14 protein-coding genes and 3 pseudogenes are annotated in these 15431 nt (G+C 58.5%); 11 read left to right on the plus strand and 6 right to left on the minus strand.

Annotated features, from left to right (window positions below; all coding sequences use genetic code 11):
* Positions 1–25: 25 nt before the first annotated feature.
* The 4 genes and pseudogenes from AC1Z24_RS13895 to AC1Z24_RS13910 all read left to right on the plus strand — a co-directional run bounded on the left by AC1Z24_RS13895 (position 26) and on the right by AC1Z24_RS13910 (position 2703).
* Positions 26–334, plus strand: coding sequence for a hypothetical protein (locus AC1Z24_RS13895; protein WP_483746126.1), 309 nt, complete (start codon positions 26–28; stop codon positions 332–334).
* Positions 335–775: 441 nt separating this feature from the next.
* Positions 776–1682, plus strand: a pseudogene (gene gcvA / locus AC1Z24_RS13900) (transcriptional regulator GcvA).
* A gap of 68 nt (positions 1683–1750) precedes the next feature.
* A pseudogene (locus tag AC1Z24_RS13905) lies at positions 1751–1912 on the plus strand (EamA family transporter); the annotation flags it as partial.
* 29 nt (positions 1913–1941) lie between these two features.
* On the plus strand, positions 1942–2703 hold the full coding sequence (locus AC1Z24_RS13910) for an SDR family oxidoreductase (RefSeq protein ID WP_483746127.1): 762 nt from the start codon (positions 1942–1944) through the stop codon (positions 2701–2703).
* Positions 2704–2740: 37 nt separating this feature from the next.
* Here AC1Z24_RS13910 and AC1Z24_RS13915 read toward each other — a convergent pair whose 3' ends face one another.
* Positions 2741–3709, minus strand: a complete 969-nt coding sequence (locus tag AC1Z24_RS13915) for an AraC family transcriptional regulator (RefSeq protein ID WP_483746128.1) — start codon at positions 3707–3709, stop codon at positions 2741–2743.
* A 102-nt stretch (positions 3710–3811) separates the two neighbouring features.
* Between AC1Z24_RS13915 and AC1Z24_RS13920 the strand changes: the two genes are divergently transcribed.
* Complete coding sequence (locus AC1Z24_RS13920; protein ID WP_483746129.1) at positions 3812–5062, plus strand: MFS transporter; 1251 nt, start codon at positions 3812–3814, stop codon at positions 5060–5062.
* A gap of 49 nt (positions 5063–5111) precedes the next feature.
* Complete coding sequence (locus tag AC1Z24_RS13925; RefSeq protein ID WP_483746130.1) at positions 5112–5555, plus strand: MFS transporter; 444 nt, start codon at positions 5112–5114, stop codon at positions 5553–5555.
* Here AC1Z24_RS13925 and AC1Z24_RS13930 read toward each other — a convergent pair.
* Both AC1Z24_RS13930 and AC1Z24_RS13935 read right to left on the minus strand, forming a co-directional pair.
* A pseudogene (locus AC1Z24_RS13930) lies at positions 5446–5943 on the minus strand (IS66 family transposase); the annotation flags it as partial. The gene AC1Z24_RS13925 and the pseudogene AC1Z24_RS13930 sit on opposite strands and share 110 nt — an antisense overlap.
* A 351-nt stretch (positions 5944–6294) precedes the next feature.
* Complete coding sequence (locus tag AC1Z24_RS13935; RefSeq protein ID WP_483746131.1) at positions 6295–7068, minus strand: helix-turn-helix transcriptional regulator; 774 nt, start codon at positions 7066–7068, stop codon at positions 6295–6297.
* Positions 7069–7171: 103 nt separating this feature from the next.
* On the opposite strand from AC1Z24_RS13935, the gene AC1Z24_RS13940 reads away from it, so the two are divergent.
* On the plus strand, positions 7172–8251 hold the full coding sequence (locus tag AC1Z24_RS13940) for an alcohol dehydrogenase catalytic domain-containing protein (protein ID WP_483746132.1): 1080 nt from the start codon (positions 7172–7174) through the stop codon (positions 8249–8251).
* 316 nt (positions 8252–8567) lie between these two features.
* A complete protein-coding gene (locus tag AC1Z24_RS13945; protein WP_483746133.1) occupies positions 8568–8972 on the plus strand; it encodes a response regulator in 405 nt (134 codons plus the stop codon).
* 203 nt (positions 8973–9175) lie between these two features.
* On the opposite strand, the gene AC1Z24_RS13950 is transcribed toward AC1Z24_RS13945, so the two are convergent.
* On the minus strand, positions 9176–10252 hold the full coding sequence (locus tag AC1Z24_RS13950; RefSeq protein ID WP_483746134.1) for a DUF748 domain-containing protein: 1077 nt from the start codon (positions 10250–10252) through the stop codon (positions 9176–9178).
* A gap of 325 nt (positions 10253–10577) precedes the next feature.
* Between AC1Z24_RS13950 and AC1Z24_RS13955 the strand changes: the two genes are divergently transcribed.
* A complete protein-coding gene (locus AC1Z24_RS13955) occupies positions 10578–10760 on the plus strand; it encodes a hypothetical protein (RefSeq protein WP_483746135.1) in 183 nt (60 codons plus the stop codon).
* A 180-nt stretch (positions 10761–10940) separates the two neighbouring features.
* The gene (locus AC1Z24_RS13960; protein WP_483746136.1) at positions 10941–11792 is read left to right on the plus strand and encodes a LysR family transcriptional regulator; all 852 of its coding nucleotides are present in this window, start codon (positions 10941–10943) and stop codon (positions 11790–11792) included.
* Between the two features lie 13 nt (positions 11793–11805).
* Here the strand turns inward: AC1Z24_RS13960 and AC1Z24_RS13965 are convergent, their stop codons facing one another.
* On the minus strand, positions 11806–13260 hold the full coding sequence (locus AC1Z24_RS13965) for an MFS transporter (RefSeq protein WP_483746137.1): 1455 nt from the start codon (positions 13258–13260) through the stop codon (positions 11806–11808).
* Between the two features lie 243 nt (positions 13261–13503).
* On the opposite strand from AC1Z24_RS13965, the gene AC1Z24_RS13970 reads away from it, so the two are divergent.
* A complete protein-coding gene (locus AC1Z24_RS13970; protein ID WP_483746138.1) occupies positions 13504–14262 on the plus strand; it encodes an SDR family NAD(P)-dependent oxidoreductase in 759 nt (252 codons plus the stop codon).
* 389 nt (positions 14263–14651) lie between these two features.
* On the opposite strand, the gene AC1Z24_RS13975 is transcribed toward AC1Z24_RS13970, so the two are convergent.
* Complete coding sequence (locus AC1Z24_RS13975; RefSeq protein WP_483746139.1) at positions 14652–15386, minus strand: hypothetical protein; 735 nt, start codon at positions 15384–15386, stop codon at positions 14652–14654.
* Positions 15387–15431: the final 45 nt, after the last annotated feature.

Consider the following 15431-nt stretch of genomic DNA (forward strand, 5'->3'; position numbering starts at 1 on the left):
ATGACCATCACTGGATGACTGGCTTATGTTTAAAACAAAACACGCCTCAAATACCATTTTGAAAGCCTCACTTTGCATCCTCCTGACCGTCAGCCCTTCAGCATTTGCGGTGGGAGATACAGGGATTGCGGAGCTTCTGAAGAATGGTTACGAGGTCAAAGCGGCCTACCAGGCGCCAGGGCAGGTCAACACAGTCCATTACCTGATCCTGCAAAAAGGCTCGTCTGTTTTCCAATGTGCCACTTACAGCAGCACCATGGCGCTTTTTAACTCCTACTCTAATACTTACTCCTGTGCCCAGGTGGAGGATTTAATCCCGTACGGCCGACAGTAAGCTGAAGGCTGAAATAATCCAGTGCGAGCATTTCTGTTAATGGCTGGCCTGGCATGAGAGGCCACGGTGCTGAAGGTGCAATGACTCTTCCCGCGTTAGCTCGCTACTTGGCAAGCGCCGCTGCACGACTCGTCTTCCCTCGGCGCGCGGGGCTTCACTCAAGGTTTTACAGCCGTACCTGCCGACCTGGGGCAGGACGTTCGTAAGCAATGGGATGGACGCTGCCGCCCACAGTTGCATCGCTGTGTCAGAGTGAGTGGTATCACCATCAATCTGCACGAAGGGGTATTCAGCACACCGAAAAACCTTCGTATCGATGAGCATCTACTTTCAATCGAGCCACCGCCCCGTTTGGGATGCGACGTTTACAGTGAATCTGCCTGCTGCATGAGATAACGTTCATGCACACGCTTTTTCGATAATTCGCTGGACACCGCCCCTATGAAAGACTTGCCGCCCACCGCGACCCTGCGCGCTTTTGAAGTCGCTACCCGCCACCCGACATTTACTGCAGCCGCACAGGAGCTGCATGTTACTCAAAGTGCGGTCAGTCACCAGCTCAAGCATCTTGAGGCGCTTTGGGGAGTGCAGTTGTTTGAGCGTGGCAAGGCGTTACGCCTCACGGCAGCGGGGGCTACGCTGGCGCCCATCGTACGGGAATTTTTCATCAGTCTTGAGGCGACTCTGGACGATCTGCGCGAGCAAAAAAGGCAGGGTTCGACTCAGCGTCAGCACCACTTATTCGTTCGCTCTCAAATGGCTGCTGCCACGCTTGCCGCGTCTCTCTCGTCAGCACCCCGAGCTGCTGGTCTCGCTGGATACCACCGACAAAATCATCCACTTCTCTCACGGCCAGGCTGATGTTGCGATCAGGCTCGGCAAGGGTAATTACCCAGGTCTGCATTCGGAGTTCCTTTTTGGAGAACAGGTATTTCCTGTGGCCAGCCCCGAACTGCTGCGGCGCGTTGGGACACCACAGAGCCCGTCAGAATTGCTGCATTTCCCGCTGCTGAATCGGGACGGTGCCGAGTTGGTACCAAAGTGGGAGGTGTGGTTTCAAGCCGTCGGGCTGGCCTATTTGCCGCTCCAGGAAAGCGTCAGATTTAGCGATACCAACATGACGGTCGAGGCGGCCTTGCTCGGTCAAGGCGTTGCATTGGTGCGCAGCGGGCATGTCGAGAGCGAAATCAGTGATGGCCGTTTGGTTCGGCTGTTTGATGTGCCGCTTCCATCGCCGCTTGCTTACTATTTCGTGTGCCCTAAGGGCATTGAATCGCAGCCGCACATTGCCAGCTTTCGTCAATGGTTGGTCAATGAGGCGCTGAAAGTACAACGAGTAGAACAATGAGCCATGAGTATCTGTTCATGCTGCGATGAGGAGACTTCGCTTTAGCCACGGCGCCGGATTGCCTAAAGTGGCGCATGAACGAAGCGCCATTGGGCGCGGTATCCGCATTGCGCGAAACCAGCGTGCTGTTTACGACGTTGATCGGCTATGTGTTCCTCAATGAGACGCTCACCGCACGCCGGCTACTGGCGTGCGTAGTGATCGCCAGACGCACTCTTATCATCGGCTGATACAGCCAACGGCTCAGGAGCAATGTTTAATGGTCAACGTCTCGCAGGCACCGCTGATTTTAATTACGGGTGGAAGTCGTGGAGTGGGGGCAGCAACCGCCCGGCTGGCTGCCGAAAGAGGTTATGACGTTGCTATCAGTTACGTATCCAACGAGCCCGCAGCGCTGGCCGTGGCCGCGGATGTAGAAGCATTGGGGCGCAAAGCGTTGGCGATGCGGGCCGACAGTGCGGACCCCCAACAGGTGGCCGCTTTGTTCGCGGCCATTGACCGCACGTTCGGACGCATCGACGTCCTGGTCAATAACGCCGGGATGCTATCGCCCCAGTCACGTCTGGAAGACCTCGGCTTCGAGCGGATGCAGCGCATCTTTGCGGTCAATTCCATTGGACCAATACTCTGTGCCCAACAGGCGGTAAAGCGCATGTCTTACCGTCACAACGGCCCGGGCGGCGTGGTGATCAATGTCTCATCGGCCTCGGCGCGCCTTGGCAGCCCCAATGAGTATGTCGACTATGCGGCGTCAAAGGGAGCCCTGGAGACTTTCACCATTGGCTTTGCAAAGGAGGTCGCACGGGAAGGCATACGCGTTAACTGTATTCGCCCCGGACATATCTATACCGAAATGCATGCCAGTGGCGGTGAGCCGGGGCGGGTCGATCGTGTCAAGCACTCGATCCCCATGGGGCGGGGCGGACAGCCTGAGGAAGTGGCACGCGCGATTCTGTGGTTGGCGAGCGCGGAGGCATCATTTGTTACCGGTACATTTCTGGACGTAACGGGCGGTAAATGAGTCAGAGGCATGGCTCATCGATGACTTGTGCCAGGTTTCAAGTGACAGCGGGCTGCCTCACCTTACGACTTAATCCAGGTGTTTTGCCCGTAATGCGCTTGAATGCGCGACTGAAAGCTGCCTGGGATGTATAGCCCAAACGCTGCGCTACCTCTTCAATCGGGAGCCTTTCGAGGGTCAGCCACTGGCTTGCAAGCCGCATTCGCAGTTCGGTGACATAGCGCAGCGGGGTCATGCCAATCGTCACCTGGAAGCGGTCCGCGAAGACCGAGCGTGAGGTATTGCAGTGCTCTGCCAACTGCGCAACGGTCCAGTCGCGGCCCGGTTGTTGATGGAGCGCAAGCAGTGCGCCGGCCAAGCGCGGATCGCGCAGGGCGGCGACCAGGCCAGAAGCATTCCCGCAGGCGCACTCTACCCAGCCGCGAACGACCATGGCGGCCACTACGTCGGCCAAACGCGCGAGGATACCGGCGAAGCCGACACGTGCGGCGCTTACCTCGCGTTCCATGGTGGTCAGGATCGGCACCAGCCCGGGGTAACGCTGGCCGCCAGCGTCTATCAGCATCAGGCCCGGCATCAGCCTGCCAAGACCATGGATACTGCCCAGCTCAAACTCCATACAACCACTGAACAAAATAGTGCTCGGCATGGGGCTGGCATCGGTTCCGGTATCCACCGCGCTGACGGTGTCACCGAGGGGGGCGCCGTCTAGACGGTCGATATCTTGAACAGGCTCGTCCAGATGGGAAAACAGTTGATGGGCCGCGCCGTGGGAGATGAACACGGCGTTGCCGGCAGACAGCGCATAGGTAGTGCCGTCCTCCATTCGCAGCACCGTATTACCGACGGCTACGAAGTGGAACCATGCATGCCCAGGTTTTTCCGGGAAGCCCAAACCGAAGGTGGGTCCCGCCTGGATACGCCGGTATTCGACACCGCGCAGGCGCATGCCGCGCAACAGCTCGTTGATGAGGTCCGAGGAGATAGCAAACTGATCCACTGGCATCGTTCAGGTGTTTTAGTCAAAAAGTAGAGACTTTGGATCATAGATCATCCAGTTTTCGGCGCCTAGACTTCGGCTCGCAATGAAGATTGGGAGATCCGAGCAATGACTGACTGTGTATGTAACGCCGTATCCGACCGCCATCCCGGCGTCGACGCGGACGTAGAGCCTGCGACGCCCGCGTGGATGGCCGTCTTCTCGTTGGCGATGGGGGTGTTCGGATTACTGACCGCTGAGTACCTTCCGGCCAGTTTGTTGACACTGATGGCTGCTGACCTTGGAGTGTCCGAAGCGCTGGCTGGCCAGGCGGTAACGGTGACAGCAGTGGTAGCGCTGTTCGCCGGCCTGTTGGTGCCAGGCCTGACCCGCAGCATCGACCGACGTTGGGTGTTGCTGGGGTTTTCCACGTTGATGGTCGCTTCCAATCTGTTGGTCGCCGTGTCCTCCAGCTTCGCGGTGCTGTTGTTGATGCGCATCTTGCTGGGTATTGCGCTTGGCGGGTTCTGGAGCATGGCGGCGGCGGTAGCGATGCGCTTGGTGCCGAGTGCTCTATTGCCCCGGGCGCTATCGATCATTTTCAGCGGCATTGCCATCGGGACGGTCGTTGCAGTGCCACTGGGCAGCTATTTGGGCGGGCTGTATGGCTGGCGCAGCGCGTTCTTTGCAGCGGCGGCGGTAGGCATGGTGACCCTGGCTTTCCAGTCGTTTACTCTGCCGCGCCTTGCGCCGCGCCGGCCGGCACGTCTGCGGACCGTACTCGAGGTGTTGCAGCGTCCGGGCATCGCCATGGGGATGTTCGGTTGTGTGCTGGTGCACAGCGGGCACTTCGCGATGTTCACCTATGTTCGGCCATTCCTTGAAGGGACTACCGGCATTGGCCCGCAAGGGCTGTCACTGATGTTGCTGGGGTTCGGTGTGGCCAACTTCGCCGGCACGCTGTTGGCCGGGAGGCTGCTGGAGCGCCACCCGCTGGCCACTCTCGTATTGATGCCCGCGCTGGTCGGTGTTGCGGCACTGGCGTTGGTGTTGTTGTCGGCCTCGGTGCCAGGGCAGGCGCTACTGCTGGCGATCTGGGGCTTGGCCTTTGGTGGTGTGCCGGTAGCGTGGTCGAACTGGGTCGCCAGCGCGGTACCTGATCAGGCGGAAAGCGCCGGAGGCATGGTGGTGGCATCTGTGCAGTCGGCTATCGCCACGGGTGCCGCCGCTGGCGGTGCAATGTTCAGTCTCGGTGGCAGCGCAGGCGTATTCGTAGCGGCGGCTGTGCTGATGCTGCTGGCCGCGTTGCTGATTGCGCTGCGGGTCCGCGTCCCTTCTGCCCATGGCGTTCGCCAGCCCAAACCCGCGCTGCACCTTTGATCAGGTTTGCCAAACCGCCTCGATCCCATCCGTAATCAGGAGTTAACCCATGAACAATACGACGTCTCACCAAGGACGCCTCAAATCGTTGCGCGCGGCAAGTATCGGCAATGCGCTCGAATGGTTTGACTGGACCCTGTACGCAACCTTTTCGGTGTACCTGGCCGGCAACCTGTTCGACAAGACCGATGCGCGCTCGGCGATGCTCGCAACCCTTGCTGTGTTTGCGGTTGGCTTTGTAGCACGTCCTGTCGGCGGATGGTTGTTTGGCCGACTGAGCGACCGGCTGGGACGCCGGACCATCATGGTGCTCACCATGCTGCTACTTGCTATCAGCAGCCTGGGCATCGCGCTTAAGCGTCTGGGATACACGCCTTGCGTAGCTAAACGGGCGCCAACTTATGCGGTAGCAACGCCGTACTCTCACTCGCCCGCTGCGTCGGCAGGCGAGTCAAAACGTCCTTCAGATAGACAGATGGATCGTGCCCGTTAATGCGTGCCGACTGGATCAAGCTCATGATCGCTGCCGCCCGTCTTCCGCTACGTAACCACCCTGAAAACAACCCGTTTGAGCGCCCAAGTGCCCACGGCCTGATCTGGTTTTCAACCTGATTGGTGTCTATGGGCACGGCTCCATCATCTAGGTAGCGCGTCAGCGCTACCCAGCGTTTAAGGCTGTAATCCAGGGCCTTGGCCGTTGCCGATCCGTTGGGCACCAGATCTCGCTGGGCCAACATCCAGTCATGCAGCGTTTTGATGATCGGCGCTGCGGTTTCCTGCCGTATTCGCAAGCGATCCTCATTATCGTCGCAAACCAACTTGCCATTCCAGGCGCCGAGGAAGTCACGCGCCCGCTCGCCCGCTCGGCTCGGACTGAAGTCTTAAACACAGCCTTGGATGTCGAAACGGCGCAGTAATAAAACAGATTAAGTCAGCTATTAGCTTTTTGAGGTCCAGGCTCGCTATCCTGATTTTTTGCTTGCTGAAAAGATGCTGCCAGGTAGCGCAGACTTGTCCCTCCTCCTCCAAGTCCCACCATACAAGTCGGTATCGGTATCGGTCATGGACCACGCTGGCTGTTTGGGAAAGGGCTGGCCAGCGGCGACCTGCAAGTCATTCCTGGCCAGTACATCGCGCCGCTCACCTGGCCAGGTTAACCACTGCATGGAGCGGCAAAGGAAGCCCCGCGCAGCATTGTGTTCATAAGGGAGAAATACCGATCTGCGTGTCGCTCAGACTGCCGGCATGTATAACGCCAGGCGCAGTTGAGGTGCATCCGCCGGGTGCATACTGAGGTATTCGAACGCGAGGAGGTTGCCGGACTGGTCGCGCAGGTGTTTTCGTCCCGTGCCTTGTGTGACGATGTCGTGCCGCTGCCACCAATTGGCGAAGCACGCAGAGGCATCGTTGAGGTCGCCGATGATGGCATCGAACGCCTTTACGCCGGCATGTTGGTCGTACAGTCTGCGAAATTTGCCAACCATGCGTTGCGCTTCCTCGGCCCAGCTTTCACCGAAAACCAACTGGGCCGTGTCATCCAGCAGCATGTAACGCAGCAAGTTGGCGCAACTGCCCGGCTGGCCGCCGAAATTACCGAACACCGCCGCCGCTGCGTCATTCCAGGCCAGCAGGTCCCAACGCTCATTCACTACGTAAGCGGGGTATTGCCATTGCTCGACCAAGCGTGTCACCGCAGCGGGCGCCCGTTCAGCCAGCCAGGCAGGTACGGGGTGGGGCTGGATGAGCAGTTGCAGATGCGCGTATTCAGCCGGGGCCAATCTCAGCGCGCGGGCCAGGGCATTGAGGGTATGCATCGACGGCGAGCCTACACGGCCTTGCTCCAGGCGCGTGTACCAATCCACGCTGATACCCGCAAGCTCGGCGACCTCTTCACGGCGCAGCCCCGGCGCGCGACGTCGCAAGCCGCTGGCCAGACCGACGACTTCAGGCGTCAAGCCCTCACGGCGGGAGCGAAGAAACAGGCCCAATTCTCGGCGTCGGCTCATGGCGGGAGTATCGAAGGGGGGAGTGGGCAATCCTAGGTTAAGCGCCGCCCTTGTTACAAGCGCCGCCACGCACACACTGGCCCTTTCCCTGAAGGAGATAACCATGCGTGCCGCTATTTTGAAATCCCTGAATGAGCCCCTGGTCGTCGAGTCCGTACCTGCACCCAGCCGTGGCAGCGGCGAAGCACTGGTGAACGTCGTGGCCGCTCCCGTACTGGCCTATGCCAATGAAGTGTTCAACGGTGTTCGCCGCTACAACATCGAGCTGCCGCTCATACCGGGTTGTGGCGCTGTCGGTCAGGTGTTGGAAGTGGGTCCGGACGCGACTCGATTGCGCCCGGGAGACTGGGTGTTTTGCGATCCCACTGTACGTTCCCGGGATGATGCGCACATGCCGGACATCGTGCTGCAAGGCTGGAGCGCCCGTGGTGACGGCGGCCTGCATCTGCATCGTTACTACCATGATGGTCCGTTCGCGGAAGTCATGCGGGTACCCACCGAAAACGCTATACCTATAGGCGATATTCGGGCAGAAGACGCACCAGCCTGGTGCGCGCTCAATACCTTGCTCATCCCCTATGGGGGCTGGCTGGCGGCAGGTCTGGCACCCGGCGAAACCGCGCTGGTCAGTGGCGCGACCGGGTACTTCGGCAGCGCTGCCACCCTGGTGGCGCTGGCGATGGGTGCGGCGCGCGTCGTGACGCCAGGGCGTAATGCCGACACCCTGGCCGACCTGGTGCGGCGATTCGGCGACCGGGTAGTGCCGGTGATGCTCAGCGGCGATGAGGCGCGTGATCGGGATAGGATGCAAGCTGCTGCGCAGGGGCCGATCGACTGTGTCATGGATATACTTCCTCCTTCCGTCACTACGACTACGGTGCGTGCTGCCGTGATGGCGGTGCGACCCTATGGCCGAGTCGTATTGATGGGCGGTGTTGGCATGCTGGGCGGCGATGACCTGGCGCTACCGTATCCCTGGTTGATGCGCAATAACATCACGCTGATGGGCCAATGGATGTACCCGCGCACTGCAGTGGCAACCCTTGTGGGCCTGATCCGCGCACACTTGCTACCACTGAGCCACTTCGCGGTAACCACCTACCCCCTTGTGTTGGTGAATGAAGCTGTCGGACATGCCGCGAGCAATGCAGGCGCTTTTCGCATGACTGTGCTTCAACCCTGAGGGTTTCTGAAAGGTCAACCGGATCGGTGGCCTATCATTGCGTCTAAGCCCGGCGGATTTCCATGATAGCCATCACTCCGGGAATCCCGGCACTTGTCGGCTCTGACGTGATGGCTGAACCTCGAAATCGATGCTACACCCAGCCAGAAGCTTGGCTTTCAAAGTAAGCGGGAAAATCCAGTACCAGGTAATCGACTGTCTCGCCGTTAACGCGGGGCCGGGGCGGGACGGGAGGTGAGTTTTTCTCGTCCGCGAAAAAATCATGGAACCTACCGCAAATCCTGGCTTTCTCAGAGTTAAGAACTCGGGAGGTGTTATGGGACAGCTGGTTTTAGTTGTTGAAGATGAGCCAGTACTTTTGGAACTGGCTCAAGAGATTTTGGAGCTTGGCGAGATCAACGCCATCGGCGCATCGGATGCTCATAAAGCACTCAGCGTTTTAGAGAGTGAAGCAGCTATCGGTCTCGTAATCACGGACATCAAGATGCCTGGAAAAATTAATGGCTTTGAACTGGCTTGGCTTATTGCAGAGCGCTGGCCGCACATTCCTGTGCTGGTCACGTCGGGCCATCAGACGCTCAAACCCGACGAGTTACCACCTCATGCGCAATTCTTGCCAAAACCTTGGTTGATCAGCAGCTTTCTCGACAAGGCTAATGACATGCTCATAGAGTCTCAAGGTTTTCAAAGTCTCCATTCTGAGCAGACGCCAGATCTTTGATCATAGGGCTCCCGCGGCTCCACCCAAACCCCGACCTCAAAAAAACGGGGCCATGTGTGTAGAGGGGCGCTCGTTTAAGCGCCTTGAAGCAGAGTGGATTCTGAAATTGGCTGACACGTAAAGTCCATCAGTTTACTCGTGTGGATTTAGGGCAAGCATAGGGAAGTCGCGCCGAGGAGCCGTTGCTGCCGTCTGACCTTCACTCAATCTTTGCTTGCGGGCGTTTGCTCGTAGCGGGCGCTGAACGCTTGAATGAAGCCATTACGCAGGATTTCCAAAAAGGCCTGCAGCGGGCTGATGTCTAAGCGATGCACATCGCCGCTTAGCTCCACGCGCGTAGCGAACTGGTTTTTGCGCTGGTTCTTCAGGACTGTCTCGGTGCCGCCCACCAAGGCTTCCCAGACCGAGCGTAATAAACCCTTGTCTTTGTTTTCCACATCCTGCTGCCAGTTGAGCACATCCACGTCACGCAGCAGTGGCTTGATATACCCATTGAGCTTGCCTTTGCTGGCCTGGGCCTGGATCACCACGTCACCGTGCCCGGCGTTGAAGTCGAACTTGCCATAGGCCGAGGCGAAGTCGTTGATGCGCTTGAGTTCGATGTCGGTCACACGCAGACGGAACTCGAAATTTTCGAAGTTGCTCAGGGGATCGAAGGCCGCTTTAGCGTCTAGCGGCGCCTGGCCAAATAATATGCCCTTGCCGTCGAAGCGTGCATCGCGCTTGCCTTCCGGGTTTTGCACGTTGGTGAGGTTGTAAAGGCTCGCGTCTATCTTGCTGGCTTCGAGCTTTACAGGGGGCTTGGAGTTAAAATTATTGAACGTGATCTTGCCGTCTTCCACGCGTACTTCATTTAGGGTGATGGGCAGTAGTTTTTCCAGTTGCGCCCGCCAGTTTGTACCGGCCCCCGTCTGGGACGCCTGCTTGTTCACGCCGCCGTCAACAAAGTTGAGAGTGGGTTGGAGGAAGCCTGCCGTGGCCACGACGGCATGGTCATACCATAGCGAATGCCAACTGACGGCGATGTCTATACGAGGCACGTCCAGCAGTGGTATCGGTACCTTGCCGTCGACCTTAGTCACTTTAAGGCCTGTGATCGTGTAGGCTCCTCGCCATAGCGCGATGTCCACGTCCTCGACGTGACCGCTGTAGGAGTCCATGTCCCGCAATTTGTCATTGAGGTAGTCCCGTACAAGGAAGGGCAGGGCTATATTCAAGACGATCAACAACACCGCCAGGGAAGCGAAGATGACCAATGACCAGCGATAGCGGGGCTTCATAAGCGCGCTCCATGGATATGCTCAATGGACTGTCCTGCACTCAAAGCGTTCGACAGACTACCAACTGGAGGCTGCTCGTAAGTCCTTTTCACGTCCGCCAATATTGTTCGTGGTCTGCTCGGCGATAGCAGCTTCCAGTGGCGAGGCGGTGCCCGTACTGCGTTGCCGAAGTCCACATCCAAACGACCCCTCACGCTTGTCGACCTCGCGGATCAACGCATCTGCTGATGTTCAGGCAAAGCGACGAACTGTGATTGCAGTGATGTCAATATGCCTTTATATCTGGGGTGAGCATCTCAGTTGAGGATCTACGGTGACAAATCTCATGAGCCTTGGTATTGATCCCACCACCGAACTCTCGGTAGTCAACGCTACGCTTGCGGCCATTGAGGCAAAACTTCAGTTTTTGTCCAAGCTGCCTGCCGACCAAATGAGACATACCGACCTTCTGGACTACTCACAACTCATGCTCTATCAGGATCTGTTGACGTCGATGCCTTTTGCTTAGAGGTGAATCCTCGTTTAACTGAGCGCTCGGCAGCATCGGCATTTGCTGCCGGTTCCGATAGAGCCGATGTGCATGTTTAAGACCCCGCTACTGTTAACGGCTTCAAGTATCTGCCTAAGGGGATTGCTGCGGGACTGCCATTGTTGCAACCTCGTCGTTAATTTTTGTATGGGGTGAGGCATGGACTGGAGTGACATGCGGGTCTTCCTGGCGATTGCCCGCAGCGGCTCGCTGGGTGGCGCCGCCAGGGAGCTGGGTGTCAGCCACCCGACGGTCGGACGGCGCTTGCAGGTGCTTGAGCAAACCACCGGGCAACCTTTTTTTCTTCGAACTGCTCAAGGGTTGGTACTCACGGACAGTGGCGAGCGGATTTTCAGCCTGGCGCAGGACATGGAGCATAGCGCCCTGGCCATTGAGCGGCGTCTGGCAGGGCATGGCGATCAACCGGCAGGGCTGTTGCGCATTTCCTCGGCCGATTGGTTCGCCTGCCACGTGTTATCGCCGGTCCTGAGCGAACTGGTGCAGCGCTATCCGTTGATCGTTCCTGAGGTTATCGCGGGGCATCGGCTGTTCGATCTTGCTCGCCGTGATGCTGACATCGCCTTCCGGATCGTGCCCTTCACCGAACCCGACATTGTCCACCGCAAGCTGACAACCCTGTCGTACGGGCTCTACGCCGCTCTGCATGCCCCGGCGCCGCACCCGGACGGCGAGGGTCTGGGCTTGATCCTCATGAACGTCGCCCAAGCCCATTACCCGGATGTGCAATGGCTCCAGCAGCGCTATCCGCTGGCACGCACCGTGTTCACCAGCAGCAGCCGGACGGTTCAGGCGCAGATGTGCGCGAAGGGGCTTGGCGTTGCCGTATTGCCCCGCGTCCTTGGAGACTCAGTATCGGGACTGCGACTGCTGGATGAGGGGGAGCCACCGCCAGGGCGGGACATCTGGATGGGGTATCACAGGGACATGCGCCAGATGGACCGCCTGCGCGCGTTGGCCGACCTTGCTTCGAACATGATCGGCGCGGGGTAGAATGTTGAAGTCCTCAGGTCGGGCGAACAGCCGGCGCTTCCGGCACCAGCGCTGGCTGCCGCGATAACGTCAGGCTCAGCGCAGCCCCCACGGCCAGGCAGGCGGCGATGCACAGGACAGAGACCGTGAAGGCGTGAGTGAGGCTGACCGCCGTTGCCTGGTCTCCCAGCAAGGTATAAAAAACGCCGCCGATCAGTGCGACGCTCAGCGATGTGCTGATTTGTAACGTTGCGCTGGTGATGCCTGCGATCATCCCGGAATACGCTGGCGCGACCCGACCCGTGACCATGCGCATCAACGTCGGCAGGGCCAGCCCTTGTCCAAACCCGATCAGGAACAGGATGGTCATCAGGGACGTGAGTGGCGGGATGAGGGCGGTTGGTGTCACTGACACGAGCCAGCCCAGCCACAGAAATCCGAATACTTCCAGACCCATGCCTACCGGATTCACGTAGTCCCTAAGGATGCGTCCGAGTCGAGGGACCAATAGGGGGCCGAGCAGGAACCCCGCGCCGAACGGCAGGAAGATCAGGCCGGCATGCAGTGCGGTCATATGCAGTGCGCCTTGCATGTACATTGAAAACAGCAGGAAAAACACACCGATTGTGTAGAAGCAAAGCGCGACCAGTAACGCTCGGCCCAGGCCAGGCGCCTTCAGTGCGGCCGGGTTGAGGACGGGTGTTCCGCCGGCGAGCTGCAAGCGGGTCTCGTATCGCCAGAACAATACCGCCAGCACAGGGGCTGCGGCGAGCGACAGCCATGCCCATAGCGGCCATCCCGCTTCGCGGCCTTCAATCAACGGCACGACAAGGGCGGTCAGGGTCAGCATCGATAACGCCGTGCCCGCCAGGTCGAGCCTGGTCGCTTGCAGCGCGCGGGTTTCTTTGAGCATTGGGACGCCGAACGCAATGACCAGCAACGCGATCGGCAGGTTGACCAGGAATATCGCGCGCCATCCCATGCCCAACACGTCGACCGCAATCAAAACGCCGCCCAGCGCCTGACCGATCACCGAGGCCAGTCCAAACACGGCGCCGTACAGACTCAATGCCAATGGTCTTTCCGACGTCGGGAAAATCGCCTGCACCGATGCGAGCGCCTGGGGAGCCATCACGGCAGCCGTCACCCCCTGCAAGGCGCGCCCAAGGATGAGCGTCCAAGGGGAAGCCGCCAGGCCACACATCAGAGACGCAGCAGCGAAGCCCAGCAGGCCAAGGAAGAACATCCGCCCGCGACCGTACAGATCACCGAGTCGCCCGCCGGTAATCAGCGTCACGGCATACAGCGTCGCATAGGAAGAAATCACGAGCTGCTCGGCAGAGGACCCTGTACCCAGATCTTCCTGTATCGAGGGCAGCGCGACATTCACGATAAAAAAATCCAGGGGCGGTAGAAAAGCACCGACGAGCAAGATGGCGAACATCAACCAGCGCCGTGGCTCGGGCGCTTCGATTTTGATTTGAGACATGACAGGCATCCTGTGTGGAAACTCAGGTTTCACGACGAATGAAAGGCCGGGCGTTTGTCGAGCAGGCTTCTAGCCCGCTGCGCCAGGCTGATGGGTGCCAATTTAGGGGATCACGCTTTGTCTTTCGCCTTACAAAACTGCACGGCCATTGTTCATTCGTGTCAGTGCCACTCTGCTTCGATGACGCTCACCATGAATCAGGTCGTTCCAGACGACCCTTTATTCACGACTGAGGAGTCAGACATGTCAGGTAAATTCAGCGATCTGGTTGCTGTCGTAACCGGCGGATCCACGGGGATCGGATTTTCCATTGCGCAAGCCTTGATCGCCGAGGGCGCCAAACGTGTTTACATCACGGGGCGTTCAGCGCACACGCTGGAGGCGGCAGTTGCCCGGCTTGGTGGTAAGGCTGTCGCGGTGGTTTCCGATGTCTCGCGCCAGACGGATCTCGACGCTCTCAAGGCGACAATCGAGGCGCGGGGCGACCGGCTGGACGCGGTGTTCGCGAATGCCGGGATCTGTGAGAAAAATCCAGTCGCAGAGACTAGCGAGGCCGCGTATTACGCAATGTTCGACGTGAACGTCAAAGGCGTTTTCTTCAGTGTTCAAACGCTTCTGCCCTTGATGAAAGACGCTTCGTCTATCGTGTTGACCGCCTCGATCTGTTCCAGCAACGGCATGGAAGGGCTGAGCCTGTACAACGCCTCCAAGGCGGCGGTGCGATCCTTCGCGCGCACGTGGGCCAATGAACTCAAAGGCCGAAAAATTCGCGCGAACGTTTTGAGCCCTGGCTTCACCCGCACGCCGCTGATGGACAACGGACTGAAAATGAGCGAGAGCGACATCGCCGCACTGCGCCAATACGTCGAGCAAATCACGCCATTGGGCTACATGGCACAACCTGAAGAAATCGCCAGTGCGGCGCTGTTTTTGGCCTCCGACGACGCCAGGTATGTGAACGGCGTGGAGTTGATGGTCGACGGTGGGTTGTCGCAAATCTGAAGTCTCATCGGATCCTGCGCGAACCCGCTCTGAAGCTGCATGGGCTTGGACTGGCGCCAAATCAACAGTCGCCAATCTCCGCGCCTATCCCTTATCTACGGATTCTGAAAGGCCACTTACCCGCGCGCCCTTTCCATGGATTTTCAACGAAGGGACGCGTGTCGGGTAGGGGCGAACGCCGCTCAGGGAAATGGGCGTTTCTGTCGAGGCTATTCGAACTTCACTACCTGACCCCGTTGAACGACTGGCAACCCATTGCGGGCATTGAGTCGTTTTCGGCGTTCCCGCCCCCAGCCGCCGAGGGTTAAACGCAGCATGTGGGATATGAAGAGCCGCTGCGCGCAAGTACCTTGTACAGGCTGGCCGAGTCCTGCCCGTAGCTACCGGCATTACAATTGGCTTTCAGCCCCAAGCCGGAATTCTACCGTCGCGCCCAAAGCTTCAAGTTGGTCCCTCAACGGCCGAAGTTGCAATTTCATACCGCTTCCTGCTTCGAATTGAGGCATTGCGGCGAGCGCCAGTGTGTCCTTCAGTGACAATCCGCGACATTTACTGATTATCTGAACAACTTTGAGCTTATGACAACCTGGGTCAATCACGATCAGGCTGCCTGTTTCAAAGTCAGTCGAATCGTAGTCAACAATATCAGACGGCGGCTGCTCCGAAACTGCGGCATTCTGACGTTCGTCGAGAACCTCGCACCAGTATTCGTTCTCAGGATCGGTCTCGGCAATGATCAAGCATTTAAATTGAGAGATATCCTCTTTCGCCTCTGCCAATGCTTCTAACAAGCGGCCAAAAGCCCCGAGGCCAGGTGCTATCTGTATCGCGTCCCATCGTCCGGCGCCATGGGCTGCGGTATAGACTGGGTAACCGTTTTCGGCCTCGACTGAAGCAATAAAAATGGGGTCATCCAGCCCCGTCATTGCGATGACATACCATTCGCAATGCCAACCGCCGTCAGTGTCCGAAACCAGGTTTTCGCCGGTATGACCATGCGTGCGGAAGCCGACCTGAAAATCATCGAGGCGATCGAATTCGGCATAGTGCGTGGGCAAAAGGGGATCACCCACGACAATGCCTTTGTTCAGGAAATCTCGAATGGCTTCGTGGAACGACTGCATATGCCGATGGGTTCTCGCATAGGGTCTCTAAGGTTCCCGTAGAGA

It is taken from the genome of Pseudomonas sp. JL23 (assembly GCF_056933585.1).

Excerpts from the sequence above, each read along its gene's own strand:
- AC1Z24_RS13950 (WP_483746134.1), bottom strand. The coding sequence starts at position 10,252 with ATGAAGCCCCGCTATCGCTGGTCATTGGTCATCTTCGCTTCCCTGGCG.
- AC1Z24_RS13920 (WP_483746129.1), top strand. The coding sequence starts at position 3,812 with ATGACTGACTGTGTATGTAACGCCGTATCCGACCGCCATCCCGGCGTC.
- AC1Z24_RS13925 (WP_483746130.1), top strand. The coding sequence starts at position 5,112 with ATGAACAATACGACGTCTCACCAAGGACGCCTCAAATCGTTGCGCGCG.
- AC1Z24_RS13940 (WP_483746132.1), top strand. The coding sequence starts at position 7,172 with ATGCGTGCCGCTATTTTGAAATCCCTGAATGAGCCCCTGGTCGTCGAG.
- AC1Z24_RS13960 (WP_483746136.1), top strand. The coding sequence starts at position 10,941 with ATGGACTGGAGTGACATGCGGGTCTTCCTGGCGATTGCCCGCAGCGGC.
- AC1Z24_RS13935 (WP_483746131.1), bottom strand. The coding sequence starts at position 7,068 with ATGAGCCGACGCCGAGAATTGGGCCTGTTTCTTCGCTCCCGCCGTGAG.
- AC1Z24_RS13965 (WP_483746137.1), bottom strand. The coding sequence starts at position 13,260 with ATGTCTCAAATCAAAATCGAAGCGCCCGAGCCACGGCGCTGGTTGATG.
- AC1Z24_RS13910 (WP_483746127.1), top strand. The coding sequence starts at position 1,942 with ATGGTCAACGTCTCGCAGGCACCGCTGATTTTAATTACGGGTGGAAGT.
- AC1Z24_RS13975 (WP_483746139.1), bottom strand. The coding sequence starts at position 15,386 with ATGCAGTCGTTCCACGAAGCCATTCGAGATTTCCTGAACAAAGGCATT.
- AC1Z24_RS13895 (WP_483746126.1), top strand. The coding sequence starts at position 26 with ATGTTTAAAACAAAACACGCCTCAAATACCATTTTGAAAGCCTCACTT.
- AC1Z24_RS13970 (WP_483746138.1), top strand. The coding sequence starts at position 13,504 with ATGTCAGGTAAATTCAGCGATCTGGTTGCTGTCGTAACCGGCGGATCC.
- AC1Z24_RS13955 (WP_483746135.1), top strand. The coding sequence starts at position 10,578 with ATGAGCCTTGGTATTGATCCCACCACCGAACTCTCGGTAGTCAACGCT.
- AC1Z24_RS13945 (WP_483746133.1), top strand. The coding sequence starts at position 8,568 with ATGGGACAGCTGGTTTTAGTTGTTGAAGATGAGCCAGTACTTTTGGAA.
- AC1Z24_RS13915 (WP_483746128.1), bottom strand. The coding sequence starts at position 3,709 with ATGCCAGTGGATCAGTTTGCTATCTCCTCGGACCTCATCAACGAGCTG.